At 74.5% G+C, this 26266-nt stretch carries 26 protein-coding genes; 14 read left to right on the top strand and 12 right to left on the bottom strand.

Annotated features, from left to right (window positions below; all coding sequences use genetic code 11):
- Nucleotides 1-19 precede the first annotated feature (19 nt).
- Genes nirD through ACA514_RS44790 form a run of 3 tightly spaced genes read left to right on the top strand, consistent with a single transcriptional unit; the run spans nt 20 to nt 2334 of the window.
- Nucleotides 20-415: a nitrite reductase small subunit NirD gene (gene nirD / locus ACA514_RS44780; protein WP_375047583.1), complete on the top strand. Its 396-nt coding sequence runs from the start codon at nt 20-22 to the stop codon at nt 413-415.
- Nucleotides 399-1589, top strand: coding sequence for a uroporphyrinogen-III synthase (locus tag ACA514_RS44785; protein ID WP_375047584.1), 1191 nt, complete (start codon nt 399-401; stop codon nt 1587-1589). Before nirD ends, ACA514_RS44785 begins: the two co-directional genes overlap by 17 nt.
- A complete protein-coding gene (locus tag ACA514_RS44790) occupies nt 1582-2334 on the top strand; it encodes a sirohydrochlorin chelatase (protein WP_375047585.1) in 753 nt (250 codons plus the stop codon). The genes ACA514_RS44785 and ACA514_RS44790 overlap by 8 nt, the downstream gene beginning before the upstream one ends.
- On the opposite strand, the gene ACA514_RS44795 is transcribed toward ACA514_RS44790, so the two are convergent.
- On the bottom strand, nt 2286-2891 hold the full coding sequence (locus tag ACA514_RS44795; RefSeq protein WP_375047586.1) for a MarR family winged helix-turn-helix transcriptional regulator: 606 nt from the start codon (nt 2889-2891) through the stop codon (nt 2286-2288). The two genes, ACA514_RS44790 and ACA514_RS44795, sit on opposite strands and share 49 nt — an antisense overlap.
- Nucleotides 2892-3007: 116 nt before the next feature.
- On the opposite strand from ACA514_RS44795, the gene ACA514_RS44800 reads away from it, so the two are divergent.
- The 3 genes from ACA514_RS44800 (at nt 3008) to ACA514_RS44810 (ending at nt 6188) form a co-directional block, all read left to right on the top strand.
- The gene (locus tag ACA514_RS44800) at nt 3008-3991 is read left to right on the top strand and encodes an ATP-binding cassette domain-containing protein (RefSeq protein WP_375047587.1); all 984 of its coding nucleotides are present in this window, start codon (nt 3008-3010) and stop codon (nt 3989-3991) included.
- 1 nt (nt 3992) lies between these two features.
- Nucleotides 3993-4892, top strand: coding sequence for an ABC transporter permease (locus ACA514_RS44805; protein WP_375047588.1), 900 nt, complete (start codon nt 3993-3995; stop codon nt 4890-4892).
- A 111-nt stretch (nt 4893-5003) separates the two neighbouring features.
- Complete coding sequence (locus ACA514_RS44810) at nt 5004-6188, top strand: esterase-like activity of phytase family protein (RefSeq protein WP_375047589.1); 1185 nt, start codon at nt 5004-5006, stop codon at nt 6186-6188.
- Between the two features lie 98 nt (nt 6189-6286).
- Here the strand turns inward: ACA514_RS44810 and ACA514_RS44815 are convergent, their stop codons facing one another.
- The 3 genes from ACA514_RS44815 to ACA514_RS44825 form a co-directional block, all read right to left on the bottom strand.
- Complete coding sequence (locus tag ACA514_RS44815) at nt 6287-7645, bottom strand: RNA polymerase sigma factor (RefSeq protein WP_375047590.1); 1359 nt, start codon at nt 7643-7645, stop codon at nt 6287-6289.
- A gap of 255 nt (nt 7646-7900) precedes the next feature.
- The gene (locus ACA514_RS44820; RefSeq protein ID WP_375047591.1) at nt 7901-8908 is read right to left on the bottom strand and encodes a cation diffusion facilitator family transporter; all 1008 of its coding nucleotides are present in this window, start codon (nt 8906-8908) and stop codon (nt 7901-7903) included.
- A gap of 63 nt (nt 8909-8971) precedes the next feature.
- Nucleotides 8972-10126, bottom strand: a complete 1155-nt coding sequence (locus tag ACA514_RS44825) for an AMP-binding protein (RefSeq protein ID WP_375047592.1) — start codon at nt 10124-10126, stop codon at nt 8972-8974.
- A gap of 101 nt (nt 10127-10227) precedes the next feature.
- On the opposite strand from ACA514_RS44825, the gene ACA514_RS44830 reads away from it, so the two are divergent.
- From ACA514_RS44830 to menD, 3 genes are all read left to right on the top strand, one after another.
- The gene (locus ACA514_RS44830) at nt 10228-11127 is read left to right on the top strand and encodes a 1,4-dihydroxy-2-naphthoyl-CoA synthase (RefSeq protein WP_375047593.1); all 900 of its coding nucleotides are present in this window, start codon (nt 10228-10230) and stop codon (nt 11125-11127) included.
- 63 nt (nt 11128-11190) lie between these two features.
- Nucleotides 11191-12147 carry an o-succinylbenzoate synthase gene (locus ACA514_RS44835; RefSeq protein WP_375047594.1) on the top strand — a complete coding sequence of 319 codons (957 nt, stop codon included), beginning with the start codon at nt 11191-11193 and terminating at the stop codon, nt 12145-12147.
- Complete coding sequence (gene menD / locus ACA514_RS44840) at nt 12144-13811, top strand: 2-succinyl-5-enolpyruvyl-6-hydroxy-3-cyclohexene-1-carboxylic-acid synthase (protein ID WP_375047595.1); 1668 nt, start codon at nt 12144-12146, stop codon at nt 13809-13811. Before ACA514_RS44835 ends, menD begins: the two co-directional genes overlap by 4 nt.
- Before the next feature lie 142 nt (nt 13812-13953).
- On the opposite strand, the gene ACA514_RS44845 is transcribed toward menD, so the two are convergent.
- Both ACA514_RS44845 and ACA514_RS44850 read right to left on the bottom strand, forming a co-directional pair.
- Nucleotides 13954-14667: a diguanylate cyclase gene (locus tag ACA514_RS44845; protein WP_375047596.1), complete on the bottom strand. Its 714-nt coding sequence runs from the start codon at nt 14665-14667 to the stop codon at nt 13954-13956.
- Between the two features lie 100 nt (nt 14668-14767).
- Nucleotides 14768-15574 carry a tyrosine-protein phosphatase gene (locus tag ACA514_RS44850; protein WP_375047597.1) on the bottom strand — a complete coding sequence of 269 codons (807 nt, stop codon included), beginning with the start codon at nt 15572-15574 and terminating at the stop codon, nt 14768-14770.
- 245 nt (nt 15575-15819) lie between these two features.
- Here ACA514_RS44850 and ACA514_RS44855 point away from each other — a divergent pair, with 245 nt between their 5' ends.
- Both ACA514_RS44855 and ACA514_RS44860 read left to right on the top strand, forming a co-directional pair.
- A complete protein-coding gene (locus tag ACA514_RS44855; RefSeq protein WP_375047598.1) occupies nt 15820-16842 on the top strand; it encodes a fatty acid desaturase family protein in 1023 nt (340 codons plus the stop codon).
- A gap of 30 nt (nt 16843-16872) precedes the next feature.
- A complete protein-coding gene (locus ACA514_RS44860) occupies nt 16873-17688 on the top strand; it encodes an Fpg/Nei family DNA glycosylase (protein WP_375047599.1) in 816 nt (271 codons plus the stop codon).
- On the opposite strand, the gene ACA514_RS44865 is transcribed toward ACA514_RS44860, so the two are convergent.
- The 4 genes from ACA514_RS44865 to ACA514_RS44880 form a co-directional block, all read right to left on the bottom strand.
- Nucleotides 17670-18716, bottom strand: a complete 1047-nt coding sequence (locus ACA514_RS44865) for a helix-turn-helix transcriptional regulator (protein WP_375047600.1) — start codon at nt 18714-18716, stop codon at nt 17670-17672. The genes ACA514_RS44860 and ACA514_RS44865 overlap by 19 nt on opposite strands.
- A 31-nt stretch (nt 18717-18747) precedes the next feature.
- Nucleotides 18748-19983 carry an isochorismate synthase MenF gene (locus ACA514_RS44870; RefSeq protein WP_375047601.1) on the bottom strand — a complete coding sequence of 412 codons (1236 nt, stop codon included), beginning with the start codon at nt 19981-19983 and terminating at the stop codon, nt 18748-18750.
- Nucleotides 19984-20190: 207 nt separating this feature from the next.
- Entirely contained in the window at nt 20191-20787 is a 597-nt protein-coding gene (locus tag ACA514_RS44875; RefSeq protein WP_375047602.1) for a biotin transporter BioY, read from the bottom strand.
- Between the two features lie 46 nt (nt 20788-20833).
- Nucleotides 20834-21640 carry a spermidine synthase gene (locus ACA514_RS44880; RefSeq protein ID WP_375047603.1) on the bottom strand — a complete coding sequence of 269 codons (807 nt, stop codon included), beginning with the start codon at nt 21638-21640 and terminating at the stop codon, nt 20834-20836.
- A 106-nt stretch (nt 21641-21746) separates the two neighbouring features.
- On the opposite strand from ACA514_RS44880, the gene ACA514_RS44885 reads away from it, so the two are divergent.
- A complete protein-coding gene (locus tag ACA514_RS44885) occupies nt 21747-22601 on the top strand; it encodes an SDR family NAD(P)-dependent oxidoreductase (RefSeq protein ID WP_375047604.1) in 855 nt (284 codons plus the stop codon).
- A gap of 43 nt (nt 22602-22644) precedes the next feature.
- On the opposite strand, the gene ACA514_RS44890 is transcribed toward ACA514_RS44885, so the two are convergent.
- Nucleotides 22645-23115, bottom strand: coding sequence for a cupin domain-containing protein (locus ACA514_RS44890; protein WP_375047605.1), 471 nt, complete (start codon nt 23113-23115; stop codon nt 22645-22647).
- A 53-nt stretch (nt 23116-23168) separates the two neighbouring features.
- On the opposite strand from ACA514_RS44890, the gene ACA514_RS44895 reads away from it, so the two are divergent.
- Both ACA514_RS44895 and ACA514_RS44900 read left to right on the top strand, forming a co-directional pair.
- On the top strand, nt 23169-24161 hold the full coding sequence (locus tag ACA514_RS44895; RefSeq protein WP_375047606.1) for a helix-turn-helix domain-containing protein: 993 nt from the start codon (nt 23169-23171) through the stop codon (nt 24159-24161).
- Nucleotides 24162-24186: 25 nt separating this feature from the next.
- A complete protein-coding gene (locus tag ACA514_RS44900) occupies nt 24187-25140 on the top strand; it encodes a S1C family serine protease (protein WP_375047607.1) in 954 nt (317 codons plus the stop codon).
- 46 nt (nt 25141-25186) lie between these two features.
- Here ACA514_RS44900 and ACA514_RS44905 read toward each other — a convergent pair whose 3' ends face one another.
- Nucleotides 25187-26197 (bottom strand): GlxA family transcriptional regulator, encoded by a 1011-nt coding sequence (locus ACA514_RS44905; protein WP_375047608.1) that lies wholly within the window; start codon nt 26195-26197, stop codon nt 25187-25189.
- Between the last annotated feature and the right edge of the window lie 69 nt (nt 26198-26266).

The raw sequence follows: 26266 nt of genomic DNA on the forward strand, positions 1-26266 counted from the left end.
GCCCGGAGGTTGCCGTCCGATGAGCATCACGTCCGAAACGACGATCACGAGGCGTCCCGCCGAAGCCGCGGCCCGCTGGTTCGACATCTGCTCCTACACCGACCTGATCCCCGAGCGCGGCGCCTGCGCGATGCTGGACGGCACGCAGGTCGCGGTCTTCCGCGCCTTCGACGGGACCCTGTACGCGCTGGCGAACCTGGACCCGTTCAGCGGCGCCTACGTGCTGTCGCGGGGCATCCTCGGCACCCGCGACGGCACCCCGACGGTCGCCTCGCCCATGTACAAGCAGGTGTTCGACCTGCGCACCGGGGTCTGCCTGGACGATCCGCGGGTGGCGGTGCCGACCTTCCCGGTCCGCCGCGCGGCCGGCGGCGACCGCGTGGAGGTGGCGCTCACCGATGAGCACCGACAGTGAGCCGCTGGCCGGGTTCGCCGTCGGGGTGACCGCGGCCCGCCGCCACGAGGAGCTCGCGACGCTGCTGGAGCGGCGCGGCGCGCGGGTGGTGCCGGCGCCCGCGATCCGCCTCGTCCCGCTGTCCGACGACGCCGAGCTGCTGGAGGCGACGCGGGCGTGCCTGGAGCGGCCGCTCGACCACGCCGTCGTCACGACCGGGATCGGCTTCCGGGCGTGGCTGGAGACGGCCGACGGCTGGGGCCTGCGCGACGCCCTCATCGGGGCGCTCGTCGGCGCCGACATCGTCGCGCGCGGCCCGAAGGCGCGCGGCGCGATCCGCTCGGCCGGGCTGCAGGAGCGCTGGTCCCCGGACTCGGAGGGCTGCGCCGAGGTGATCGCGCACCTGCTGGAGAAGGACCTGGCGGGCGCCCGGGTGGCGGTCCAGCTCTACGGGGAGCGGCAGCCGGAGCTGACCGCCGCGCTGCGCGCGGCCGGCGCCGAGGTGATCGAGATCCCCGTGTACCGGTGGGCGCGCGCCGAGGACGGGACGCCGCTGCGGCGGCTCGTCGGGCAGGCCGTCGCCGGCACCGTCGACGCGATCACCTTCACCAGCGCGCCCGCGGTCACCGCGACCCTCGCGGTGGCGGCCGAGGACGATCTGGAGGAGCCGCTGCTGGAGGCGCTGCGCACCCAGGTGGTCGCGGCGTGCGTCGGGCCGGTCACCGCCCGGCCGCTGGTCGAGCGGGGCGTGCCGACCGTCCAGCCGGAACGGGCCAGGCTCGGCGCGCTGGTCCGGGCGCTGGCGTCGGAGCTGCCGCGGCGGCGCGCCCGGCTGCTGTCGGTGCGCGGGTCGGCGCTGGAGCTGCGCGGGCACGCCGTGGTGCTGGACGGGCAGTTGCGGCCGATCGCGCCCGCGCCGATGGCGATACTGCGGGCGCTGGCACGCAAGCCGGGGCACGTGGTGTCGCGTGCGGAGCTGTGCGGGGTGCTGCCGAGCCGGCTGGTCGTGAGCGGCTCGCCGTGGTCGCGGGAGGCGCGGCCGCAGGCCGACGAGCACGCGGTGGAGATGGCGGTGGCGCGGCTGCGGCGCGGTCTCGGCCGCCCCGGGATCGTCGAGACGGTCGTCAAGCGCGGCTACCGGCTGGCGTGCGACCCCCGGCTGGTCGACCGGCTCGCGGCGGGCGCCGGTGGCTGACGGGCACCCCGCGCTGCTGGCCGTCGCGCACGGCACCCGCGATCCGGCGGGTCCCGCCGTCGTGCGGGAGCTGCTGGACCGGGTCCGGGAGCGGCGCCCGTGGCTTCGTGTGGCGGAGGCGTACGGCGAGCTCGTGTCGCCGTCGCTGGAGGAGGCCGCCGCCGCCCTCGGCGAGGCCGGCGCCGGCGGCCCGGTGGTCGTCGTGCCGCTGCTGCTGGGGCGCGGCTACCACGCACTGATCGACATTCCCGAACGCGCCGGGCGGCTCCTGCCCGGTGCGGTGACGGCGCGTCCCCTGGGCCCGGACGCGCTGCTCGCCGACGCGCTGGCCGGACGACTCGGCGCGATGCCGTCCGTCCGGCGCGGCGACGGGGGCCCGCCGTGCCCGCAGGACACCGTCGTCCTCGGCGCGGCGGGCTCCGCCGACCCGTCGGGGGCCGCGGACGTGCGGGCGGCGGCGCGGCTGCTGGCGCGGCGGCTGGGGCGGCCCGTCCCGCACGGGTTCGTGGCCGCCGGCGGGCCCGCGCTGGAGGAGGTCGTCGCGCGGCGGCGGCGCCGCGGCGCCGCCCGCGTGGTCGTGGCGTCGTACCTGCTGGCGCCCGGCCGGTTCCTGGACCGGATGCACGAGTGCGGCGCGGACGCGGTGACCGAGCCGATCGGGGCGCACGACGCGGCGGCCCGGCTGGTCCTGCGGCGTTACGACGAGGCGCGGTCGCGCATGGGGGAGCCCGCCTCCGCGCGCTGAGGCGCCTGGAGCCGCAGGGCCTCGGCCTCGACCTGCGGGGTGACGACCCGTTCGCGCGACGCCGCTCCCCGCGCGGGCGCATCGGGCCGCGGAGGGGCGTCGTCCCGTGCGGGGGCGGTGAACCGGTCGTCGTGGTGGGCGAGGACGCGCAGCAGCATCGCCCTGAACAGCCGCCGCTCGTCGGGTGACAGGGGCTCGAACAGGAGCTCGTTGAGGCGGACGCGGGCGTCCAGGCACTCCTCGAGGTACGCGCGGCCGTCGTCGGTGGCCTCCAGCGCGTACCGCCGCCGGTCCGCGGGGTCGCGGCGGCGCCGGACGTGCCCGGCCTCCTCCAGCGCGTCCACAATGCCGACGAGATCGCCGGCGTCCATGCGCAGCCGCTCGGCGACCTCCCGCTGCGACAGCGGACCCGTCCGCGCGACGCACCACAGCACCAGCAGTTGCGGCATGCGCGGCTGGCCGGGGAACATCCGCGCGCCGGTGCGGCGGACGAGCCGCACGGTCTCGTACATCAGGTAGGTGGGCGAGTCGTACATGGGGTCGGCCTGCTCCGTCACGTCCCGCTCCTCCAGGTCATGTGAGAGACCTAATCTCTCTTGACGTGAGAGATAGGTTACTCCTACCGTTGGAAAGCCCAAAATATGGGCGCATGTCTCCAGCTGAGGGAGGGCCCATGCCGGACGGGGGACCCGCCGTCGAGGTCGACGGCCTGATCAGGAAGTTCGGCGACGTGGAGGCGGTGCGGGGGATCGGCTTCACCGTGGCCCCGGGGGAGATCTTCGGGTTCCTCGGCCCGAACGGCGCCGGCAAGTCCACCACGATCAACATGCTCTGCACGCTGCTGAAGCCCACCGCCGGGCGCGCGCTGGTCGCCGGGTTCGACGTGGTGACCCAGCGCGACACGGTCCGCCGCAACATCGGCCTGGTGTTCCAGGACCCCACGCTGGACGGCTACCTGACGGGCGAGCAGAACCTGCGCTTCCACGCCGAGCTGTACGGGGTGCCGCGGGCCGTGGCCGGCGACCGCATCCGGCAGGTGCTGGAGATGGTCGGGCTCTGGGACCGGCGCGCGGACCTGGTGCAGACCTACTCCGGCGGCATGAAGCGCCGGCTGGAGATCGCGCGCGGCCTGCTGCACTCGCCCCGCGTGCTGTTCCTGGACGAGCCGACGGTCGGCCTCGACCCGCAGACCCGCGCGTCCATCTGGGACTACATCCGCCAGCTGAAGGACGCCGAAGAGATCACGATCTTCATGACGACCCACTACATGGACGAGGCCGAGTTCTGCGACCGGATCGCGATCATGGATTCGGGGCGGATCGTCGCGCTGGACACCCCGGAGGCGCTCAAGGCGGGCGTCGGCAAGGACCGGGTCCGCATCCAGACCGCCGACGACGAGGCCGCGATCGCCGCGCTGCGGGAGCGGTTCGACCTGGAGGCCGGCATGTCGGAGGGCGCCGTCGCCTTCTCGGTGGCCTCCGGCGAGGCGTTCGTGCCGCGGCTGTTCGCCGAGCTCGGCGTGCCGATCCGGTCGGTGAGCGTGTCCCGGCCGTCCCTGGACGACGTCTTCATGTCCTTCACCGGCTCGACGATCCGCGATGCCGAGGCCGGTACCGGCGACAGGATGCGCATGGCGATGCGCATGGCGAGGAGATGAGATGACGAGTTCGACGCGGGAGGGCGCGCCCGGGGCGGCGCCCGTCGCCGACGTGGTGCGGGTCCGGGTGCCCGAGCCGGGGCTGCGGCAGGACGTGCGCGCGGTGAAGATCGTCCTGCACCGGGAGCTGATCCGGTTCTGGCGCGACAAGCTGCGGATGGTGTCGGGGCTCGTCCAGCCGGTGCTGTGGCTGCTGGTCATGGGCACCGGCCTGTCCAACCTGATGGCCAGCGGCGGCGCGCACGGCGACATCGACCTCAAGACGTTCATCTTCCCCGGCGTGTGCGCGATGTCGGTGATGTTCACCGCGATGTTCTCCGCCGGGTCGATCGTGTGGGACCGCGAGTTCGGCTTCCTGCGCGAGATGCTCGTCGCCCCCGTCAGCCGCAGCTCGATCGTGATCGGCAAGTGCATCGGCGGGGCGCTGGTGGCGACCCTGCAGGGCGCGGTGATCGTCGCGCTGGCCGGGCTCGCCGGGGTGCCCTATGACCCCGTCCTGATCCTGGAGCTGCTGGGGCTGATGTTCCTGGGCGCGTTCGCGCTCACGGGGTTCGGCGTGATGATGGCCGCGCGGATCAAGCAGATGCAGTCGTTCTTCGGCCTCATGCAGATGGCGATGATGCCGATGATGTTCCTGTCCGGAGCGCTGTACCCGCTGAACGGCCTGCCGACGTGGCTGACCGTGCTGACCCGGTTCAACCCGCTCACCTACGCCGTCGACCCGCTGCGCCAGGCGGTCTTCTCGCATCTGGACCTGACGCCGGCGCTGCGGCGCACCTTCGACCCGGGGGTCACCTGGAACGGGTGGGTCGTCCCGGTCTGGCTGGAGATCGTCATCGTGGTGGGGATGGGCGTCGGCCTGATGGGCGTCGCGATCCTCGAGTTCCGGCACACGGACTGAGCGGAGCCTTCAGAACACTCACCGAAATACCGTCGTCACGGTGCGTGGTGCACCATACTGAGCGCGGCCACGAAGAGAGTTCGGTCGGACGCGAAGGGTGACGGTGAACAGGTGAACGGGCATCGGACGATGATGCGTGGGACGGCGGCGGTCGCCGCCGTCCTCGCGGCGGTCACGGTTCCGGCGGTCGGGTCGGCGCCGGCGCGGGCGGCGGACCGGACGCCGGACCGCGCGGCGGGCGCGCCGGCGGGACTGCGGATCACGCGGTTCCTGGGGGAGCGGCGGCTGCCGCACCTGATGAAGTTCCAGGGCACGACGGTCGGCGGCCTGTCGGGCATCGACCGCGACCCGCGCACCGGCGACTGGTACATGGTCTCCGACGACCGGTGGCGGTACGACCCGGCCCGCTTCTACACCGGCCGCGTGGACATCGACCGGCGCACGGGCCGGTTCGCCGGCGTGCGGATCACCGGCGCGCACACGCTGACCGGCCCGGACGGCAAGCCGTACCCGGGGTTCGGCAAGCCCCGCTCGGTCGACCCGGAGTCGATCCGCTTCGACCCGAGCCGCCACCGGGTGCTGTGGGGCAACGAGGGCGACCGGCCCGACGAGACCCACCAGGTGCCGCTCGCGCCGCTGACCGTCCAGTGGGCGGGGCGGGACGGCCGGTACCGGGGCCTGCTGCCGCTGCCGAAGGACCTCCGCCTCACCACCGGCCACCGCGGGCCGCGCCGCAACTTCGGCATGGAGGCGCTCGCGATCGCGCCGCACACGATCGCCGGGATGGTCGAGGGGCCGCGCTACGAGGACGGCGCGCTGCCGACGGTGGAGCACGGCGCCGTGACCAGGCTGACGATGTGGAGCCGCGGCGGGAAGGTGCGGGCGCAGTACGCCTACCCGGTGGACCGGCTGCCGGCCGCGCCCGTCCCGGCGGGCGGCGTCGCCGACAGCGGCGTGTCGGAGATCCTGGCGGTCGACGACCACCGCTACCTGGCGCTGGAGCGGTCGTGGCTGCAGGGCGTCGGTTACAAGATCAAGCTGTACGAGTTCGACACCCGCGGCGCGACGGACGTGCTGGCGCGCCGCGGCCTGGCGAAGGGCCGCGCGTACCGGACCGTCCGCAAGCGGCTCGTCGCCGACCTCGGCCGGTACGCCTCCCCGGCGCAGAACCTGGAGGGCATGGGCTGGGGCCCGGAGCTGAGGTCGGGGGAGCGGACGCTGGTGATCTGCTCCGACGACAACTTCGACGCCCAGGAGGTCACCCAGTTCCTGGCCTTCGCGGTGCGGGGCCGCTGACCGCGCGGCACCCGGGAGACGACGGCGCCCGCCGGATCAGCGGTGATCCGGCGGGCGTCGTGTCGGCGACGTGGCGTGCGGGCTATGCGGCCTGCGTGTCAGACGGCGAAGTCCAGCAGCGGGCGGGCGTTGCTGGGGTGCCGCAGCTTGGACAGCGACTCCTTCTCCAGCTGGCGGATCCGCTCGCGGGTCAGGCCGAGGGCCTTGCCGATCTCGTCGAGCGTGCGCGGCGTCCCGTCGTACAGCCCGAACCGCATCGCCATGATCTTGGCTTCGCGGGGCGACAGGATGTCGAGGGTGCGGCGCAGCTGGTCGGCCATCAGCTGGCGGTCGACCAGCTCGGACGCCTCGGGGCTGTCGGTGTCCTCGATGAGGTCGCCGATGCGGGTCTCGCCGTCCTCGCCGATGGTGGAGTCCAGGCTGATCGGCTGGCGGCTGGTGCGCAGCAGCTCGCGGACCTGCTCGGGGCTCTTGTCCAGCTCGACCGCCAGCTCCTCGGGGGTGGGCTCGCGGCCGAGCCGCTGGTGCATGTCGCGCTCGACGCGGCTGAGCTTGCTCAGCATCTCCAGCACGTGCACGGGCAGCCGGATGGTGCGGGCCGAGTCGGCGAAGCCGCGCTGGATCGCCTGCCGGATCCACCACATCGCGTAGGTGGAGAACTTGTAGCCCTTGGAGTAGTCGAACTTCTCCACGGCGCGGATCAGGCCGAGGTTGCCCTCCTGGACGACGTCCAGCAGCGACAGCCCGCGGTCGGAGTACTTCTTGGCGACCGACACCACGAGGCGCAGGTTGGCCTCCAGCATGTGGGCCTTGGCGCGGCGCCCGTCGGCGGCGACCCACTCCAGGTCGGCGCGCACCCGCGGGGTCAGCTGCTCGGTCTCCAGCTTGTGCTCGGCGTACAGCCCGGCCTCGATGCGCTTGGCCAGGTCGACCTCCTGCTCGGCGGTGAGCAGCTGGCGGCGGCCGATCGCCTTGAGGTAGGTGTGCACCGAGTCGCCCATGGTGGTCGACTGGTCGTCCAGGTCGGCGGGGGAGTCGGCGGCCTCGACCTCGGTGACGTCGAACCCCTCCTCGGGGACGTCGGCGTCGCCCGCGCCGGACCGGCCGCCGTCCTTGGCGGCGCCCTTGCGGGTCCGGCCGCCGGTCTTGGCGCCGGTCCCGGCGGCGGCGCGCTTCTTGGCCGCGCCGGGGGTGGCCCGGGCGGCCTCGCCGCCGTCGTGGTCGGCGGCCGCGGCCATCCGGCGGGCGGTGTCGGGCTCGCCGGCCAGGCTGATGCCGGCCTCCGACAGCTCGCGCAGGATGGAGCGGCCCTGCGCCGGGCTGAGGCCGGCGCTCTCGAAGGCTCGCCTCACCTCGTCGAGCGAGAGGCGCCCTTGGGCGCGGCCGCGCTTCAGGAGGTCGTCGAGCGCGGGGCTCGCCGACTCCGTGAGCGGGGTCTCGATAGCGCTTCGCGGCATGGGGGCACCCCTCTCCCTTCGGTGTGTGGATGCGGCGCGGATGGTCGTTCGCTGCAGGCGCACGCATATACGGGAACGTCGCACGGGCGGGCCGTTGTTCCCGGCGCCGCGGATCGGCGCTCCCGGCGGGGGATCGTGAGGGGAACGATCCAGGGGGTCGTGGTGCCCGGTCGGCGGCGTTTCACACCGTGCGAGACGCTCCAGCCTGACCTTACTGCGTAAAGGGCGTGGGCTGTGACAATGTGACGAATGCCACTATGCTCCCGGCTCTTTCGGCCGCAACGTCCCCCCATACCGTGCGATGACGCGTTCCCGCAGTTCAGGGTCGTCGCGGGGGACCGGTTCGAGGAAGACCTCGTCGATCTCCTCATGCGCGTCCCGCAGTTCCCGCGACATCCGGACGCAGGCGCGCTCGACGTCGCCGGCGGTGAGCGCGTCGCGGAAGTCCAGCCGCGCACAGACCAGGACGCGGTCGGCGCCGACCGTCATGGTGATGATGTCGACGACCCATTCCACCTCGGGCGCGGCGTACAGCCGGGCGCGGACGTCGTCGACCATCCGCGGGTCGGCCTGGTTGCCGATCAGCAGGTTGAGGTTGATGCGGCCGAGAATCAGCGCGACGGCGGTGAGCAGGACGCCGATGAGGAACGACCCGACGCCGTCCCAGACCGGCGAGCCGGTGAGCTGGTGCAGGCCGAGCCCGCCGAAGGCCAGCAGCAGGCCGACCAGCGCGGCCGAGTCCTCCAGCAGGACGCTGATCGCGGTGGGTTCGTCGGTGCGGCGGATGTAGCCGAGCAGCGGCAGCCGCTCCTCGCGGGCCGCCGCGCGGGTCTGCCGGAGGGCCTGCTGCCAGGAGATCCCCTCCAGGACGAACGCCACCGCCAGGACGATGTACCCGATCAGCGGGTCGGTCTCCTCCTTGGACCTCGGGCCGGTGAGGGTCTGGATGCCCTGGTAGTAGGAGAACAGCGCGCCCATGCCGAAGATCGCGACGGCGACGAGCAGCGTCCAGATGTAGCGCTCCTTGCCGTAGCCGAACGGGTGCCGGCGGTCGGCGGGGCGGCCGCTGCGGCGCAGCCCGACCATCAGCAGGATTTCGTTGAAGGTGTCGGCGATCGAGTGCGCGGCCTCGGCGGCCATCGAGGCCGACCCGGTGACCAGCGCCGCGACGATCTTCGCGACGGCGATGCCCAGGTTGGCCAGGAACGCCAGCAGGACGGTCAGGCCGCTCTCGTTCTCCGGCTCCTCGCGCTCCTCGCCCATGCCGGTCGTCCTCCCCCGATCATCACGGTGCCATGCGCGGTGATCGTCCCGCCGCGCGCGGGGTCAGCCCTGGCGCAGGCGGGCGCGGTCGGGCTTGCCGGAGGCCAGCAGCGGGATCGCCGGGACCAGTTCCAGCTCGCGCGGCGCCGCGGCCGCGGGCATCGTCTTACGGACGAAGGCGCGCAGCTCGGGCAGGGCGGGGGGCTCGGCGGCGGGCACCACGACGGCGGTGACCCGCTCGCCCCACTCGGGGTCGGGGCGGCCCACCACGACCACGTCGCGGACCTTGGGGTGCCGCGACAGCGCGGTGGCGACCTCGCCGGCGACGATCTTCTCGCCGCCGGTGTTGATGACGTCGTCGATCCGGCCGCGGACGCGGAGCCGGCCGTCCTCCAGGGCGCCGAGGTCCTGGGTGACGAACCATTCGCCGTCCCGTACGGCTGCGGTCTGCTCGGGCCGCAGCCGGTAGCCGGTGAACAGCGACGGGCCGGCGAGGCGGATCCGTCCGTCGGCGCCGAGTTCGGCACGCATGCCGTCCAGGGGGATGCCGTCGTAGACGCAGCCGCCGCAGGTCTCGCTCATGCCGTAGGTGGTGAAGACCCGGCCGCCGCGGTCGCGGGCCTCGGCGAGCAGGCCGGGCGCGGCGGCGGCGCCGCCGAGGACGATCGCGCCGAGCCGGGACAGGTCGGCGCCGGCGTCCAGCAGGCGGCGCAGCTGGGTGGGGACCAGGGAGATGTGCACCCGCCCGGCGGCGGCGACGGCGCCGGTGTCGAAGCGGGGCGTGATGATCGGGTCGGTGCCGGCGAGCAGGGAGCGGACGAGGACCTGGACGCCGGAGATGTGGCTGGTGGGCACGCAGCACAGCCACCGGTCGCCGGGCGCGGCGTCGATGCGGGCGAGGGTGCCGGCGGCGGAGTGGCGCAGCGCGGCGGCCGACAGCTCGACGAACTTGGGGGCGCCGGTGGAGCCGGAGGTGGCGATCAGCACGGCGGTGCCGCCGGTGAGCGGGGTGCGCTCGCCGACGGCGTGGTGGCGGGTGAGGCCGTCCTCGGTCTCGACGGCGTCGGGCGCCAGCGCGTCCAGCATCGCCTCCAGCGCGGGCGCGGGCAGGCCGGGGGAGAGGGGGCAGACGGCGGGGCCGCCGTCGAGGGCGGCGGCGAGCGCCCGCAGCAGGCGGGGGCCGGGCGGGAGCACGACGGCGTGGAGGCGGCGATCCATGATCTCATCAGGGTAGGCGACCCCGCTGAACGCGTTCAAACCGCGGGGCGGTTGAATGGGCACCACCCGGATCGACGCGGGCCCCGACGGGAGAGGATCACATGGTCTCGGAGCTGTTCGACGCGGACGCCTGGAAAGAGGTCGAGGGGTTCGGCTTCACCGACATCACCTACCACCGGGCCGTGGACCAGGGCACCGTGCGGATCGCGTTCGACCGGCCGGAGGTGCGCAACGCGTTCCGCCCGCACACCGTCGACGAGCTGTACCGGGCGCTGGACCACGCGCGGATGTCGTCGGACGTCGGCTGCGTGCTGCTGACGGGCAACGGGCCGTCGCCCCGGGACGGCGGGTGGGCCTTCTGCTCGGGCGGCGACCAGCGCATCCGCGGCAAGGACGGCTACAAGTACGCCGAGGGCGAGACGGCGGAGTCGATCGACCCGGCGCGGGCGGGGCGGCTGCACATCCTGGAGGTGCAGCGGCTGATCCGCATGATGGGCAAGGTCGTGATCTGCGTGGTGCCGGGGTGGGCCGCGGGCGGCGGGCACAGCCTGCACGTGGTGTGCGACCTCACGCTCGCGAGCCGCGAGCACGCCCGGTTCAAGCAGACCGACGCCGACGTGGCGAGCTTCGACGGCGGGTTCGGGTCGGCGTACCTGGCGCGGCAGGTCGGGCAGAAGTTCGCCCGGGAGATCTTCTTCCTCGGCGACACCTACGACGCCGAGGCGGCGCACCGGATGGGGATGGTGAACGCGGTCGTCCCGCACGCCGAACTGGAGGCGACGGCGCTGGAGTGGGCCCGGAAGATCAACGGGAAGAGCCCGACGGCGCAGCGGATGCTGAAGTTCGCGTTCAACCTGATCGACGACGGGCTGGTGGGGCAGCAGGTGTTCGCCGGGGAGGCGACGCGGCTGGCCTACGGCACCGATGAGGCCGCCGAGGGGCGCGACGCGTTCCTGGAGAAGCGCGACCCGGACTGGTCAGGCCACCCGTGGTATTACTAAACGTTCGGCGTGCGATGTGGTCCGGAATAGTGTGATTCGTTAGGCAGGTCAGGGGGTCAGCGGGTGCGGGTCTTCGCCATCCCGATGCGGACGCGGTTCCGCGGTGTGACGCGGCGGGAGGGCGTGCTGTTCCAGGGCCCCGCCGGCTGGGGGGAGTTCTCGCCGTTCGCCGATTACGGCCCGGCCGAGTGCGCCCGCTGGCTGGCGGCGGCGCGGGAGGCCGCGCGCGAGGGCTGGCCGGCGCCGGTCCGCGACCGGGTGCCGGTGAACGTGACGATCCCGGCGGTCGGCCCGGAGCGGGCGTTCGAGATGACCAGGGCGTCGGGCTGCCGGACCGCGAAGGTGAAGGTCGCCGAGCGCGGCCAGGACGACGCCGACGACTTCGCGCGGGTGGAGGCCGTCCGCGACGCCATCGGGCCCGACGGGCGGGTCCGCATCGACGTCAACGGCGGCTGGGACGTCGACCACGCGGCGCGGATGATCCGGGCGCTGGACCGGTGGGAGCTGGAGTACGCCGAGCAGCCGTGCGCGACGCTGGAGGAGCTGGCGCGGGTGCGGCGGCTGGTGGACGTGCCGATCGCCGCGGACGAGTCGATCCGGCGCGCCGAGGACCCGCTGAAGGTGCGGGCGGCGGGGGCCGCGGACGTGGCGGTGCTGAAGGTGCAGCCGCTGGGCGGCGTGCGCGCGGCGCTGGAGGTCGCGGAGGCGTGCGGGCTGCCGGTGGTGGTGTCGAGCGCGGTGGAGACGTCGGTGGGGCTCGCGGCGGGCGTGGCGCTGGCCGCCGCGCTGCCCGAACTGCCCTACGCGTGCGGGCTCGGCACGCTGTCGCTGATGGACGGCGACGTCGTGCGCGATCCGCTGCGCGAGGTCGGCGGTGAGATCGAGGTGCGCAGGCCCGTGGTGGACGAGGAGGCGCTGGCCCGGTTCGCGGCGCCGGACCTGGAGCCGGGCTGGCGGGAGCGGGTCGTGGGCGCGCAGGGGTTCCTGCCGGGCCCGCCGATGGCCGGGGTGGGCAGGTGAACCCGGCGACGGCGCTGGCGACGGTGCTGGTCGACGAGCTGCTGCGGTGCGGGATGACGGACGCGGTGCTGGCGCCGGGGTCGCGGTCGGCTCCGCTGGCGCTGGCGTTGCACGCCGCCGAGGAGGCCGGCCGGGTCCGGCTGCACGTGCGGATCGACGAGCGGTCGGCGTCGTTCCTGGGTCTCGGGATGGCGAAGCGGTCGGGCCGTCCGGTGGCGCTGGTGTGCACGTCGGGGACGGCGGCGGCGAACTTCCATCCGGCGGTGGTGGAGGCGCACGAGTCGGCCGTGCCGCTGATCGTGATCACGGCGGACCGTCCGCCGGAGCTGCGCGACACCGGCGCGAACCAGACGATCGACCAGGTGAAGCTGTACGGGACGGCGGCGCGGTGGAGCACCGAGGTCGGCGTGCCGGAGAACCGTCCGGGGATGGTGGCGTACTGGCGGTCACTGGTGAGCCGGGCGTGGGGGCTGGCGCAGGCGCCGGTGCCGGGTCCGGTGCATCTGAACGCGGCGTTCCGCGAGCCGCTGATCCCCGACGGGGACGAGTCGTGGTGCGAGCCGCTGGACGGCGACGCGACCGGGGCGTGGACGAAGGTGCGGGCGGCGACGCCGGGGTCGGTGCTGCACGTCCCGCCGACGCGGCGCGGCGTCCTGGTGGTCGGCGACGGTGCGGTGAACGTCAAGCGGTACGTGGCGGCGGCGTCGATGGCCGGCTGGCCGGTGCTGTCGGAGCCGAACGGCAACGCCCGCTACGGCGACCACGCGCTGACCTCGCACCATTTCCTGCTGGGGATTCCGGAGTTCGTGGAGCGGCACCGTCCCGAGGTGGTGGTGACGCTCGGCAAGCCGGGGCTGTCGCGGCCGCTGCTGTCGCTGCTGCGGCGCGCCGAGGAGCACATCGTGCTGGCCCCGGACCTGGCGCACTGGCCGGACCCGGTCCGGTCGGCGACGCAGGTGGCGCCGGAGATCGAGATCCCGGTGGTGTCGGGCGACGACGCGTGGCTGAAGTCGTGGCGGTCGGCGGACCTGGCCGCCGCGGCGGCGGTCGACGCGGTGCTGGACGCCGTGCCGGAGGTGAGCGAGCCGCGGCTGGCGCGGGACCTGGTCGCCGCGATGCCGGGCGGGTCGCTGCTGTTCACCGCGGCGAGCATGCCGATCCGTGACCTGGACCAGGTGATGCGGCCGCGCCGCGGCATCAGGATCATGGCGAGCCGGGGGGCCAGCGGGATCGACGGGCTGGTCTCGACGGCGATGGGGGCGGCGCTGGCGCACAGCGGCCGCTCGTACGCGCTGCTCGGCGACCTGGCGTTCCTGCACGACCAGAACGGGCTGATCGTCGGCCCGTACGACCGCCGGCCGGACCTGGCGATCGTGGTGGTGAACAACGAGGGCGGCGGGATCTTCTCGCTGCTGCCGCAGGCGGCGCTGGCCGGGCCCTTCGAGCGGGTCTTCGGCACGCCGCACCAGGTGGACCTGGAGACGGTCGCGGCGGCGCACGGCGTCCCGTACCGGCGCCTGGAGGCGGCGGCGGACCTGCCCAAGGTGATCGCGGGGGAGGGGCTGCGGATCGTGGAGGCCCGCACCGACCGGAACGCGAACGCGGTGCTGCACGCGGAGATGCGCAAGGCGGCCCACGCCGCCGTCCGCGGCCTGTTCGGCTGAGCGCCCCTCGGCATCGGAGCCCGACGACGCCCTCCTGATCGACGACCCCTCCGATTGATTCAACCCTTAACTTACAATGTAAAGGCCCGGGGTCGGTTCAGTTTTCAACAGCAACACATAACCAACTACCACCACGACATCATCAGTCCGCAGATACCTGGTCAGCGTCGGCGGGGATGGCAAGGGTCGAGGTGGGGGCGGGTGTGGCGGCCGGCTGGGCCTTGAACGTGGGGCGGGCTCGCAGGCAGCGGAGCATCTCTTCGCCGTAGGGGAGGGCGCCGAACAGGCCCATGGCCGCCAGGAGCGTGATGCGCGTCCGGCGGGAGATCGGGTCGCGGTGCTTGAGGCGCAGACGGAAGTCGGGGCGGCCGTTCTGGCCGACGAGGGCGCGGGCCTGGTCCCAGTACATGACGGTGAGGAACCCGGTGGCCATGAGGGGGACGACCTCGAGGAGGCTGTGGATGTGCTGTTCGAGCGGGGTGACGCGGCGGCGCTCCTCGGCGTAGCTGACATCCCAGTAGGCGGTGGCGCCGTGGACGGTGAGGGCGGTACCGCAGGTGGCCAGGACGCCGGGGTTGACCTCGCAGAACAGGCCGAGGGCGAGCGGGACGCCGGCCTCGGCCATCATCAGGGAGTGGATGAGGGACTCGCGGGGTCCGGCGGTGGTCTCGATATGGGTCTTCTTGTGCCGGTGCCAGTCGGCGAGGCCGGCGCCGAGCCACAGCGGCAGGACGCCGCCGATGAGCCAACGGCGGGTGGCGGTCTCGACGCCGAGAGCACGGCGGACGTCGCGGGGACGGACCGTGGGGTCGGCGAGGGCGCGCAGGGCGGCCAGGTGCGGTGAGCGCAGTTTCATCGACGCTGCCTCCGGTGGGTTCGCGTGCTTGCGGCGCTACCCGTGAGGCGTCGCCGTACACCTGGGCCCCGCGGAGCCCGCGTGCGGCGGGTGGGGGCGGTCAGCCGAGGAGGCGCTCGCGGAGGGCGTCGGTGTCCTCGCCGGTCCAGCCGTGGCCGGTGAGCCAGCCCTCGGTGCCGCCGAACTCCTCGTCGATGCGGGCGAGGAGTTTCTCCATGATGGCGGCGTGGGGGAGGTGGCTGTCGGCGGGGCGGGAGTCCAGGTCGGTGGCGTAGGTGTCGCTGCCGCGCAGGCGGCGCAGGACGGCGTGGATGCGTTCGCCGGTCATGGCGTAGTCGGCGACGATGGCCTCGCGGGTGACGCCGGCGAGGTCGAGGGCGAGGGCGCAGACGACGCCGGTGCGGTCCTTGCCGGCCGCGCAGTGCACGAGGGAGGAGCCGTCGGTGCGGGTCATGACGCGCAGGGCGGCGGCGATGTTGTCGCCGCGGTCGCGGAGGTAGCCGAGGTAGTGGCCGGTGGAGCGGTCCAGCGCGGTGCCCTCGGTGGCGCGGTCCTGCCAGGGGAGGGCCTTGCCGACGTCGGCGCGCTCGGGGGTGTCGGCGGCGACGTCGGTGCGGCGGCCGCCTTCGGGGAACAGCGACAGCTGGTGGAGGGTGACGGAGGGGACGCGGGTGAGGGGGCCGGGGCCTTCGAGCCGGACCTCGGCGTCGCTGCGCAGGTCGATGACGTTCTTGAGGTGGTACTCGTCGAGGAGGACGCGGACGTCGGTGACGGTGAGGTCCTGGAGGTTGTCCGAGCGCAGGACGCGGCCGCGCCGGGTGGCGCCTCCGTCGGCGGTGGGGAGCCCGCCGAGGTCTCGGGCGTTGACGGCTCCGTCCAGGTCGATCCACCGCGTCGGTTCGCTCATGGCTTCTGACCCTATATGGACGTGATGGTCCGTCTTGGACGCAGGGTCGGGATCCGCGGGCCGTCCGGGGTCGGTCGCGGACTAGTCATGCGGGCGCCGCGTGGTCCCCTGGGGCGAGGGCGGATGAGGGGCAACCGGGACCTGGGAGCCAGACCGGGGTTGGCTCCCCAGCGTGGAGACGGCCCGGTGGCGGTCTCCGTAGCTTTGCGGAGCAGTTGGCGACCGACGATCCGATGGAGGAACCGATGCCCGCGATTCTCGACGCTCCGCCCGCTCGGGCGGCCGGCAGTGATTTCGCTCCGCTCGCGCGGCAGGTCCGCGCGAGCGGCCTGCTGGACCGGCGTCGCGGCTACTACGCGCGGGCGATCGGGCTGAACCTGGCCGGGACGGCGGCGGTGTGGGCGGCGATCGGGTGGGCCGGGGCGAGCTGGTGGGTGGTGCTGCTGGGGATTCCGCTGGCGGTGCTGTCGGCGCGGACGGGGTTCCTGGGGCATGACGCGGGGCACCGGCAGATCGCGCGGTCTGCGCGGGCGAACCGGTGGCTGGGGCTGCTGCTGGGGAACCTGCTGCTGGGGATGGGGCAGGGGTGGTGGACCGACAAGCACAACCGGCATCACGCGAATCCGAACCATGTCGGCAAGGACCCTGATGTGGGGGAGGGCGTTCTGGCGTGGACGGAGGGTCAGGCGGTGCGGCAGCGGGGGGTGCTGCGGTGGGTGGCGCGTCATCAGGCGGCGTTGTTCTTCCCGCTGCTGACGCTGGAGGGGCTGAACCTGAAGATCGGCAGTGTGCTGTTCCTGCGGGGCCGGTCGCGTCGGGATCAGCTGGTGGAGGGCGGGCTGCTGGCGCTGCACGCGGTGGGGTACCTGTCGCTGGCGTTCACGCTGCTGTCGCCGGGGAAGGCGATCGTGCTGATGGCGCTGCACCACGCGCTGTTCGGTGTGCATCTGGGGTCGGTGTTCGCGCCGAACCACAAGGGGATGGCGATGCCGGGTCCGGGTGAGCGGTGGGGGCATCTGCGTCGGCAGGTGCTGACGTCGCGGAACGTGCGGGGCAGCGTGGTGGTGGACTGGCTGATGGGCGGGCTGAACTACCAGATCGAGCACCACCTGTTCCCGGGGATCCCGCGGTGCAGTCTGCGGCGGGTGCAGCCGCTGGTGCGGGCGCATTGCGCGGCGGTGGGTTTGCCGTTCACCGAGACGGGGCTGGTGGAGTCCTACCGGCAGGCGCTGGGGCACATGCGGGAGGTGGGCGCTCCGCTGCGGTGACCGCGGGGTGACCGTAGGATTGCGGGCGTCATGCCCGAAGGACATACCCTCCATCGTCTGGCCGCCGAGCACCGTCGGGTGTTCGGCGGCCGTCCCGTTGCCGCCGAGAGCCCGCAGGGCCGGTTCGCGGCGGGTGCGGCCGAGATCGACGGCCGTGTTCTGGTCGGCGCGGACGCGCACGGCAAGCATCTGCTGCTGGAGTTCGACGACGACCGGGTCCTGCACGTCCATTTGGGGATCTATGGGACGTGGCGGTTCGGTGGGCTGCCGGTGCCCGAGCCGCAGGGCGCGGTGCGGTTGCGGCTCGCGGGTGCGGGCGGGCATGCGGATCTGCGCGGTCCGAACGCGTGCGAGCTGCTGGAGCCGGGCGGGGTGAAGCTGCTGCGGGACCGGCTGGGGCCGGACCCTTTGCGGGCGGACGCCGATCCGGGGCGGGCGTGGGCGCGGATCGCGCGGAGCCGGACGAGCATCGCGGCGCTGCTGATGGATCAGTCGGTGGTGGCGGGGCCGGGGAACATCTACCGGGCGGAGGTGCTGTTCCGGCAGGGGATCGATCCGTTGCTGCCGGGACGGGCGCTGTCGCGGGAGCAGTGGTCGGCGGTGTGGGCCGATCTGGTGGTGTTGATGGCGGAGGGGGTGCGGACGGGGCGGATCGACACGGTCCGTGCGGAGCACACTCCGGAGGCGATGGGGCGTGCGCCGCGGGTGGACGATCATGGCGGTGAGGTGTACGTGTACCGGCGTGCGGGGTTGCCGTGCCTGGTGTGCGGGTCGGTGGTGGCGGCGGCGGAGTTGGCGGGGCGGAATCTGTTCTGGTGTCCGGGGTGTCAGCCGGCGTCGCGGTGAGCGCCGGTGGTGGCGTTGCTGGTCGCGTCGCGGGTGGTGCCGAGGTAGCGGTCGGCGAGGGCGCGGACGGTTCCGGTCATCATGTCGCGCAGTTGGGGTGGGGCGATCACTTCGACGTCGGCGCCGAGTTTGAGGAATTCGACGTGGGCGTGCCGGAGTGATTCGACGGGGAGGGTGATCCGGGTCCAGCCGGCGGGGTCGGGCGGGTCGGCGTTGTCGTGGACGGCGCGGGCCATGACGGGGGGCAGGAGGACGGCGGCGGTTTTGAGGCCGTCGGGGGACAGGCGGACGGTGGCCTGGTCGCGGTAGGAGTCGGCTTCGAAGCGGGCGGCGTACTGGTCCCAGTAGGCGGCGAGGTCGAAGCCGGGCGGGCGTTCGAACCGGTGGGGGAGCGGCTCGATGGTCAGGATCCGCGACACCCGGTAGGTGCGGGGGTCGGTGGGGTCGCGGTCGGGGTGGTGGCTGCGGGCGATGAGGTACCAGCTGCCGGCCTTGAGGACGACGCCGAGGGGTTCCAGGACGCGTGCGACCTGCTGGGGGTGCGCCCAGCGGCGGTACTGGACGCGGATGTGCTGCTGGTTCCAGACCGCGTCGGCGACGGCTTGGAGGTGGGGGACGTCGTCGGGGGTGCGGAACCAGCCGGGGGTGTCGAGGTGGAAGCGTTCGCGGATGCGTGCGGCGCGGGTGCGCAGGTCGGGTGGGAGGGCGGCCATGAGTTTGAGTTCGGCGGCGGCGACGACGTCGCCGAGGCCGAGCTGGGTGGCGGGGCCGGGCATGCCGGACAGGAAGAGGGATTCGGCTTCGCCGGTGGTGAGTCCGGTGAGGCGGGTGCGGTAGCCCTCCAGGAGCCGGTAGCCGCCGTCGGGGCCGCGGTCGGCGTAGACGGGGACGCCGGCGGCCGACAGGGATTCGACGTCCCGGTAGACGGTGCGGACCGATACTTCAAGTTCGGCGGCGAGTTCGCGTGCGGTCATGCGGCCGCGGGTCTGCAGGAGCAGCAGCAGGGACAGCAGGCGTGAGGCGCGCACGTGACCAGTGTGGCGGTGCGGGCGGGGTGGGTCAGCCTTGCAGGGCGTACTGCATGGCGCGGAACTTGGTCTGTGCTTCGGCGAGTTCGGCGCTGGGGTCGGAGTCGGCGACGATGCCGCAGCCGGCGAACAGGCGGGCGCGGGTTCCGTCGAGTTGGGCGCAGCGCAGGGCGATGCCCCATTCGCCGTCGCCGCGGGCGTCGACCCAGCCGACGGGGCCGGCGTAGCGGCCGCGGTCCATGCCTTCGAGTTCGCGGATGAGGTCCATGGCGGTGTCGGTGGGGGTGCCGCAGACGGCGGGGGTGGGGTGCAGGGCGGCGACGACGTCCAGGACGGAGCGGTCGGCGGTGAGGCGGCCGCGCAGGGGTGAGGCGAGGTGGTGCAGGTTGGGCAGGGTGAGCAGTTCGGGTTCGGCGGGGATGTGGAGGTCGGCGCAGAGGGGGGCGAGGGCGTCGCGGACCATGTCGGCGGCGTAGCGGTGTTCTTCGCGGTCCTTGGCGGAGGCGGACAGGCGTGCGGCGCGGTCGCGGTCGGCGGCGGGGGTGTCGCCGCGGGCGGTGGTGCCGGCGAGGACGAGTGATTCGATGTCGCCGCCGGTGCGGCGGATGAGGAGTTCGGGGGTGGCGCCGACGAGGCCGGCGCAGGAGAAGGTGTAGCAGCCGGGGAAGCGGTCGGCGAGGCGGCGCAGCAGGACGCGGGCGTCGATGGGGGCGTCGGCGCGGACGGTGAGGTCGCGGGCGAGGACGACCTTGCCGAGGGCGCCGCCGCGGATGCGCTGGACGGCGGTGGCGACGGCCTGGCCCCAGGCGTGCGCGGGCATGGCTCCGTCGTCCCAGGTCAGGCCGGTGGGGGGCTGGGGTTCGTGGACGAGGGAGAGGGGTTCGGCGTCGTCGCCGATGGTGGTGAGCCAGGCGCGGCCGTCGCGGCGGCCGAGGACGCGGCGGGGGATGATGAGGACGGAGTCAGGCGACTTGGGGTCGAAGGCGAATCCGCCGAAGGCGACGGGGCCGGAGCCGGGGACGGCGACGGGGTCGTCGATGGCGGCGGCGCCGAAGAGTTCGCGCAGGAGTGCGGCGGCGGCGGTGAAGCGGTCCTCGCCGCCGGGCAGGGTGATGCGGGCGGCTTCGCCCCATCCGACGATGCCCTCGCCGTGGCGGATCCAGGCCAGGGCGGAGGGGTGCGGAAGTCTCGAGACGAGGTCGCCGGGGTCGGCGACCGGGACGGTGCGGACGACGAGGCGGTCCGGTGCTGTCACGGCGAGCTTCACGAATGCCACTGTACGGCAGAATTGAACCTGTTCAAACAGGCGGGGCGGCGGCGTCCGGTGAGGTGTGCGCCACATGCCGGGTGCGGGGCCACCGGCTGCACATTCCCGTTCCGGCCGCCGCCATGCACGAGGGCCTCGGGAGCGCCCGGCCGCGCGTCGCCCCCGCGCGGAAGGCGCGCGGGGGCGGGAGTTGCGGGGACCTCGGTGTCAGGAGGCGCGGCCGGTGAGGCGGCCCGTCAGCTTCCACGCGGCCGGCAGCAGCGCCGCCGCGAGGGCGACCTTCAGCGCGTCGCCTGCCAGGAACGGCGTCATGCCCAGGTGCAGCGCCTTGCCGAGGCCGACGTGCAGGGACGCCATCAGGTAGGGGACGCCGGCGGCGTACATGATGGCGGTGCCGGTCAGCATCGTCGCGATGGTGCGGATCGGGGTGCGGTCGCCGCCGCGTTGCGCGAGCTTGCCCACGGCGGCCGCGGCGACCACGAAGCCCAGCACGTAGCCGAGCGTGGGGAAGTCGGTGCCGGAGGCGCCGTTGGTGAACCAGGGCACGCCGGCCATTCCGGCCAGCAGGTAGACGAGCATGCCGAGGGCTGCGCGGCCGGGGCCGAGCGCGGCGCCGGCGAGCAGCACCGCGAAGGTCTGCCCGGTGACCGGGACCGGGGTGCCGGGCAGCGGCACGGCGATCTGCGCGGCGAGGCCGGTGAACGCGGCCGCGCCCGCGACCAGCGCGGCGTCGCGGGCGAGGGAGCCGGGCAGCAGGTCGCCGAGGACGGCGGGGCTGCGCCGGGCTGCGTGAGCGGTGGCCACTGAACCTCCCATGAACGGTGTTGTCAGCCGAAACCTAGCGAACAGGTCATCTGGCGCCGAACGCGTGGTCGGCGGAACCATCCGGGCGAGGCCGGTCCGCCGGAGCCGGCTCCGGCTCCGGGCGCGGGCGGCGGGCCAGGTACACCATGTCCGGCTCGCCGCGCGGCACGGGCACCGGCAGCGCTTCCACGCTCGCGAACCGGGACGCCAGCAGGTCGGCGAAGCCGGGTGCGGCGCCCGCGCTCCACACCGCCAGCGTTCCGCGCGGGCTCAACCGCCCGGCGAGCAGGTCCAGCCCGTGCGGGCCGTACAGGCGTGCGTTGCCGGGCGTGACCGTCCAGTCGGGGCCGTTGTCGATGTCCAGGCACACCGCGTCGAACACGTCCGCCGGGCCGGTTCCCGCGGACGGCGGGGTGGCGACGACGTCGAGGAGGTCGGCGAGGACGTCGAGGAGGTCGGCGAGGACGAGGGCGGTGCGGGGGTCGTCCAGCCCGCCGCGCGACCACGGCCGCAGCGGCCCGGCGTGCCAGGCGGCCACCGCGGGCTCGCGCTCCACCACCGTGACGTGCCCGACGGCCGGGTGCGACAGCGCCTCGGCCAGGGAGAAACCGACGCCGAGCCCGCCGATCAGCACCCGTACCGGTTCCGCGTTCCCGCCGGTGGCGAGGGTTGCGTCGACGGCGGCGCGGACCAGCAGCCGTTCGGATTCGCCGTTGCGGGTGTCCATCAGGAACATCCCGTTGCTGATGATCTCGTAGTCGGCGCCCGCGCGGCGCAGCACCAGTTCCCCGCCGGCGCCCGCGGCGCGTTCCACGACGACCGGCTCGGCCCGGTCCGCCCCGATCACGTCCATTCTTTCCCGATCACGTCCATGGCCCCGACCCTAACCACCTGCGACCCGGCGGCGAGCGCGTTCGGGGGCTGGGCGGGGGAGGGGAGGGTCGGCTACGGTGCCGGGCATGCCCGCCCCCTCCGCGCCCCGTCCCCCCGCGCACCCGTCCGCGTACCCGTCCGAGCAGCCGGCCCCGGCCGGCGGCGCGCTGCTGCCCGGCCGCCGCATCCTGGTCGTCGGCGCCGGGACCCGTCCCAGCGCCGATCCCGACGCCCCGGTCGGCAACGGCCGCGCGATCGCCGTCACCGCCGCCCGGGAGGGCGCCGAGGTCGCCTGCGCCGACGTCGACGAGGACGCCGCCGCCGCGACCGCCGGCATGATCGCCGCCGAGGGCGGCCGGGCGCACGTGGTCGTCGCCGACGTCACCGATCCCGCGTCCTGCGACCGCGTCGTGACGCAGGCGGCCGAGAGGCTCGGCGGGCTGGACGGCGTGGTGTTCAACGCCGGGATCGGCATCGGTTACGGCATGGCCGGCACCGCCCTGGCCGACTGGGACCGGGTCCTGCAGGTCAACCTGCGCGCCCCGTTCCTGGTCGGCAAGGCGGCGCTGCCCGCCCTGGACGCCGGCGCGGCGATGGTGTTCATCGGGTCGCTGGCGGGCACCAAGCCCGGCTCGCGGTCGCCGTCCTACGACGCCTCCAAGTCCGGGCTGACCGGGCTGGTCCGCCACATCGCCGCCGAGGGCGCCGGGCGCGGCGTGCGCGCCAACGTCGTCGCGCCCGGGCTGATCGACACCGTCATGGGCCGCGCGGCCTCCAGCGGCAACGCCACCCGCGAGCAGGTCGCCGCGCTGATCCCGATGCGCCGCCAGGGCACGGCGTGGGAGGTCGCCGACGTCGCGGTGTTCCTGCTGTCGCACCGCGCCGGTTACGTCACCGGTCAGGTCGTCCACGTCGACGGCGGGCTGTCCACCCTGCGCTGACCTGCCCGGCGGCGCGCTTGGACGGGCCGCGGGGCGGCGCGGGTCAGGAGTGGAGGGGGTGGCCGGTGGTGGCGTCGACGTGGTCGGGCAGGTCCTCGTGGCGGTCGCCGACCGACAGCGTTCCGGCCGGCTCCAGCAGCAGGATCGACGCGCCGCCCGGGGAGGCGGGGCGGTGCTCGACGCCGCGCGGCACCACGAACACCGAGCCCGCCGGCAGTGTCACCTCCCGCACCGACCCGGCCGGGGCTCCCGGCTCGCCGCGCAGCGCGATCGTCAGCTCGCCGTCCAGTACCAGGAAGAACTCGTCGGTGCCGTCGTGGACGTGCCAGACGTGCTCGCCGGCCGCCTTCGCCACCCGCACGTCGTAGTCGTTGACCCGCGCGACGATCCGCGGGCTCCACGTCCGGTCGAAGCCTTCCAGGACCGCCGCGAGTTCCACCGGTGCGGGCCGCGCCGTGTCGGCCGGGTTCTGTGTGCGCTGCTCGTGCGCGTTGTGGTCGCTGTTGGTGTTCATGGGGTCGATGGTTCCCGGTGGCGTCGCCCGGCCGTGAGTGCTAGGAATCGCATATGCCGCAAGGATCCTCGCACCGCGTCGCGGTGATCGTCGGGCCCGGGTCCAACCCGTTCGAGCTGGGGGTGGCCACCGAGCTGTTCGGGCTGGCCCGGCCCGAGCTCGGCCACCCGTGGTACGAGCTGACGTTGTGCGCGCCGCGCCCGTCGGTGCGGATGCACGCCGGGTTCTTCACGCTCGGCGGGGTCGCGGGGCTGGAGGCCGCCGACGCCGCGGGGACCGTGATCGTCCCGAACCGGCCCGACCCGCTCGCCGGCGCCGACCCCGCCGTCCTGGCCGCGATCCGGCGGGCGGCGCTGCGCGGCGCCCGGCTCGTCAGCTTCTGCACCGGCGCGTTCACCCTCGCCGAGGCGGGGGTGCTGGACGGCCGCCGCGCCACCACGCACTGGCGGTGGGCGGAGGCGTTCGCCGCCCGCCATCCCGCGGTGCGGCTGGAGCCCGACGTGCTGTTCGTCGACGACGGCGAGGTGCTCACCGCCGCCGGGTCCGCCGCCGCCCTGGACCTCGGCCTGCACCTGATCCGCCGCGACCACGGCGCCGAGACCGCCAACACCGTCAGCCGCCGGCTGGTGTTCGCCGCGGGACGCGACGGCGGGCAGCGGCAGTTCGTGGACCGGCCCGTCCCCGCCGTCGACGCCGCGTCCCTGCAGCCGCTGCTGGACTGGGCCCGCGAACGCCTCGACCGGCCCCTGACCGTCACCGCGCTGGCCGCCCGCGCCGCCGTGCACCCCGCCACCCTGCACCGCCGCTTCCAGGCCGAACTCGGCACCACCCCGCTGGCCTGGCTGACCGAGGAACGGGTCGCGCTGGCCTGCCGCCTGCTCGAGCGCGGCGAGGACCGCCTGGAGGCCGTCGCCCGGGCCAGCGGGCTCGGCACCGCCGCGAACCTGCGGGCGCGGCTGCGGCGCCGCACCGGCCTGACCCCCACCGCCTACCGGCGGCGTTTCGGCCCCGGGAACACCCCGCCACCCCCCGATGTTGCGCGGTAATGTTGTAATCATCTGGAGGTGCGCGATGTCCCCCGACCCCCGCGAGCAGGAGCCCCTCGACGCCTATTCCGCCACCGTGTCCGCCGTCGCCCGCGAACTCACCCCCCGCGTCGCGGCGCTGCGCGTCCGCCACCGCCGCGGTGAGGGGGCCGGATCGGCCGTCGCGTTCACCGGCGACGGGTTCCTGCTCACCAACGCCCACGTGGTCGGCTCCGCCGCCGGCGGGCAGGCCGCCTTCGCCGACGGGTCCACCGCCGACTTCACCGTCGTCGGCACCGACCCGCTGTCCGACCTCGCCGTCGTGCGCGCCGACGGCGCCGTCCCCGGCCCCGCGACCCTCGGCGACAGCGACCGCCTGGTCGTCGGGCAGCTCGTCGTCGCCGTCGGCAACCCCCTCGGCCTGGCCGGCTCGGTCACCGCCGGCGTGGTGTCCGCCCTCGGCCGGTCCCTGCCGGCCCGCGGCGGCGGCGCCGCCCGCGTCATCGAGGACGTCATCCAGACCGACGCCGCCCTCAACCCCGGCAACTCCGGCGGTGCCCTCGCCGACTCCCGCGGCCGCGTCGTCGGCGTCAACACCGCCGTCGCCGGCGCCGGACTCGGCCTCGCCGTCCCCATCAACGCCACCACCCGCCGCATCATCGCCGCGCTGATGCGCGACGGCCGCGTCCGCCGCGCCTACCTCGGCCTGGTCGCCGCGCCCGTCCCCGTCCCCGCCGCGCTGCGCGCCCGCACCGGGCAGGACGAGGCGCTGCGCGTCGCCGAGGTCGTGCCGGCCAGCCCCGCCGACCGCGCCGGGCTGCGCCGCGGCGACCTGGTCCTCACCGCCGCCGGGCAGCCGGTGTCGCACGCCCAGTCCCTGCAGCGGCTGATGTTCGAGGGCGCCATCGGCCGGCCGCTGCCCATCACCGTGGTGCGCAACGGCGCCATGGTCGACGTCATCGCCGAGCCGACCGAGCTCACCGACACCGAAACCGCCTGACCCCGCGCCTCCAGCGGGCACGGGCGGGCGGTGGCGGGCGGTGCGGTCAGCCCGCAGGACGCTCCCCGCCCGGCTCCGACCCGGGGCCGCGGAACGTGGCCCGGTACGCCGACGGCGACACCCCCACCGCCGCCTGCAGATGCGCCCGCAGCGACGCCGCCGTCCCGAACCCCGACCGCTCCGCCACCCGCTCCACCGGCAGGTCGGTCTCCTCCAGCAGCTGCCGCGCCCGCTGCACCCGCTGCGCGGTCAGCCACACCGCCGGCGACACCCCGGCCTCCTGCCGGAACCGCCGCGTGAACGTCCGCACGCTCATCGACGCCCGCGCCGCCAGCTCCGCCAGCGTCAGCGGCCGATCCAGCCGCTCCAGCGCCCACGCCCGCGCCGGCCCCGTCGAGGCCTCCCGCGGCGCCGCGACCGGACGCGCGATGAACTGCGCCTGCCCGCCCTCGCGGTGCGGCGGCACCACCGTCCGGCGCGCCACGTCCCCCGCCACCGCCGCGCCGTGGTCGCGGCGGATCATGTGCAGGCACAGGTCGATGCCCGCCGCCTCGCCCGCCGAGGTCAGCACACCGCCCTCGTCGGCGTACAGCACCGCCGGATCCAGCCGCACCGACGGGAACATCGCGGTGAACCGGTCCGCCGACAGCCAGTGCGTCGCCGCCCGCCGCCCCTCCAGCAGCCCCGCCGCGGCCAGGACGAACGCGCCCGTGCAGATCGAGGCGACCCGCGCGCCCCGCCGGTGCGCCGCCGCCAGCGCCGCCGGGACCGGCCCCGCGCCCGGGCACCGCTCGTCCACCTCGTGCGAGGCCGGCACCAGCACCGTCCCCGCCCCCTCCAGCGCCTCCAGCCCGCTGCGGACCTCCACCTGGAAATCGGCGTCGGTGCGCACCGGTCCCGCCGCCACCCCGCACGACACCACCTCGTACAGCCGCTCCCCGCCCGCCGACCGGGCGTGCCCGAACAGCTGATGCACGATCCCCAGCTCCATCGGCAGCACACCGTCGCGCACCAGCACCGCCACCCGGTGCGGCACGCCCCTCACGTCCCCGCTCATGGCCCGATCCTTGCACATGATGGCTCACCGGCCACTCGTGACCGCCCGCGCCGCCCGGCAGCATCGAAC

Source organism: Actinomadura sp. NTSP31 (genome assembly GCF_041951385.1).
Classification (GTDB): domain Bacteria; phylum Actinomycetota; class Actinomycetes; order Streptosporangiales; family Streptosporangiaceae; genus Spirillospora; species Spirillospora napierensis.

Excerpts from the sequence above, each read along its gene's own strand:
- ACA514_RS44885 (WP_375047604.1), top strand. The coding sequence starts at position 21,747 with ATGCCCGCCCCCTCCGCGCCCCGTCCCCCCGCGCACCCGTCCGCGTAC.
- ACA514_RS44860 (WP_375047599.1), top strand. The coding sequence starts at position 16,873 with ATGCCCGAAGGACATACCCTCCATCGTCTGGCCGCCGAGCACCGTCGG.
- ACA514_RS44830 (WP_375047593.1), top strand. The coding sequence starts at position 10,228 with ATGGTCTCGGAGCTGTTCGACGCGGACGCCTGGAAAGAGGTCGAGGGG.
- ACA514_RS44855 (WP_375047598.1), top strand. The coding sequence starts at position 15,820 with ATGCCCGCGATTCTCGACGCTCCGCCCGCTCGGGCGGCCGGCAGTGAT.
- ACA514_RS44890 (WP_375047605.1), bottom strand. The coding sequence starts at position 23,115 with ATGAACACCAACAGCGACCACAACGCGCACGAGCAGCGCACACAGAAC.
- ACA514_RS44805 (WP_375047588.1), top strand. The coding sequence starts at position 3,993 with ATGACGAGTTCGACGCGGGAGGGCGCGCCCGGGGCGGCGCCCGTCGCC.
- ACA514_RS44820 (WP_375047591.1), bottom strand. The coding sequence starts at position 8,908 with ATGGGCGAGGAGCGCGAGGAGCCGGAGAACGAGAGCGGCCTGACCGTC.
- ACA514_RS44815 (WP_375047590.1), bottom strand. The coding sequence starts at position 7,645 with ATGCCGCGAAGCGCTATCGAGACCCCGCTCACGGAGTCGGCGAGCCCC.
- ACA514_RS44895 (WP_375047606.1), top strand. The coding sequence starts at position 23,169 with ATGCCGCAAGGATCCTCGCACCGCGTCGCGGTGATCGTCGGGCCCGGG.
- ACA514_RS44825 (WP_375047592.1), bottom strand. The coding sequence starts at position 10,126 with ATGGATCGCCGCCTCCACGCCGTCGTGCTCCCGCCCGGCCCCCGCCTG.
- ACA514_RS44900 (WP_375047607.1), top strand. The coding sequence starts at position 24,187 with ATGTCCCCCGACCCCCGCGAGCAGGAGCCCCTCGACGCCTATTCCGCC.
- ACA514_RS44845 (WP_375047596.1), bottom strand. The coding sequence starts at position 14,667 with ATGAAACTGCGCTCACCGCACCTGGCCGCCCTGCGCGCCCTCGCCGAC.
- ACA514_RS44785 (WP_375047584.1), top strand. The coding sequence starts at position 399 with ATGAGCACCGACAGTGAGCCGCTGGCCGGGTTCGCCGTCGGGGTGACC.
- ACA514_RS44905 (WP_375047608.1), bottom strand. The coding sequence starts at position 26,197 with ATGAGCGGGGACGTGAGGGGCGTGCCGCACCGGGTGGCGGTGCTGGTG.
- nirD (WP_375047583.1), top strand. The coding sequence starts at position 20 with ATGAGCATCACGTCCGAAACGACGATCACGAGGCGTCCCGCCGAAGCC.
- ACA514_RS44850 (WP_375047597.1), bottom strand. The coding sequence starts at position 15,574 with ATGAGCGAACCGACGCGGTGGATCGACCTGGACGGAGCCGTCAACGCC.
- ACA514_RS44800 (WP_375047587.1), top strand. The coding sequence starts at position 3,008 with ATGCCGGACGGGGGACCCGCCGTCGAGGTCGACGGCCTGATCAGGAAG.
- ACA514_RS44880 (WP_375047603.1), bottom strand. The coding sequence starts at position 21,640 with ATGGACGTGATCGGGGCGGACCGGGCCGAGCCGGTCGTCGTGGAACGC.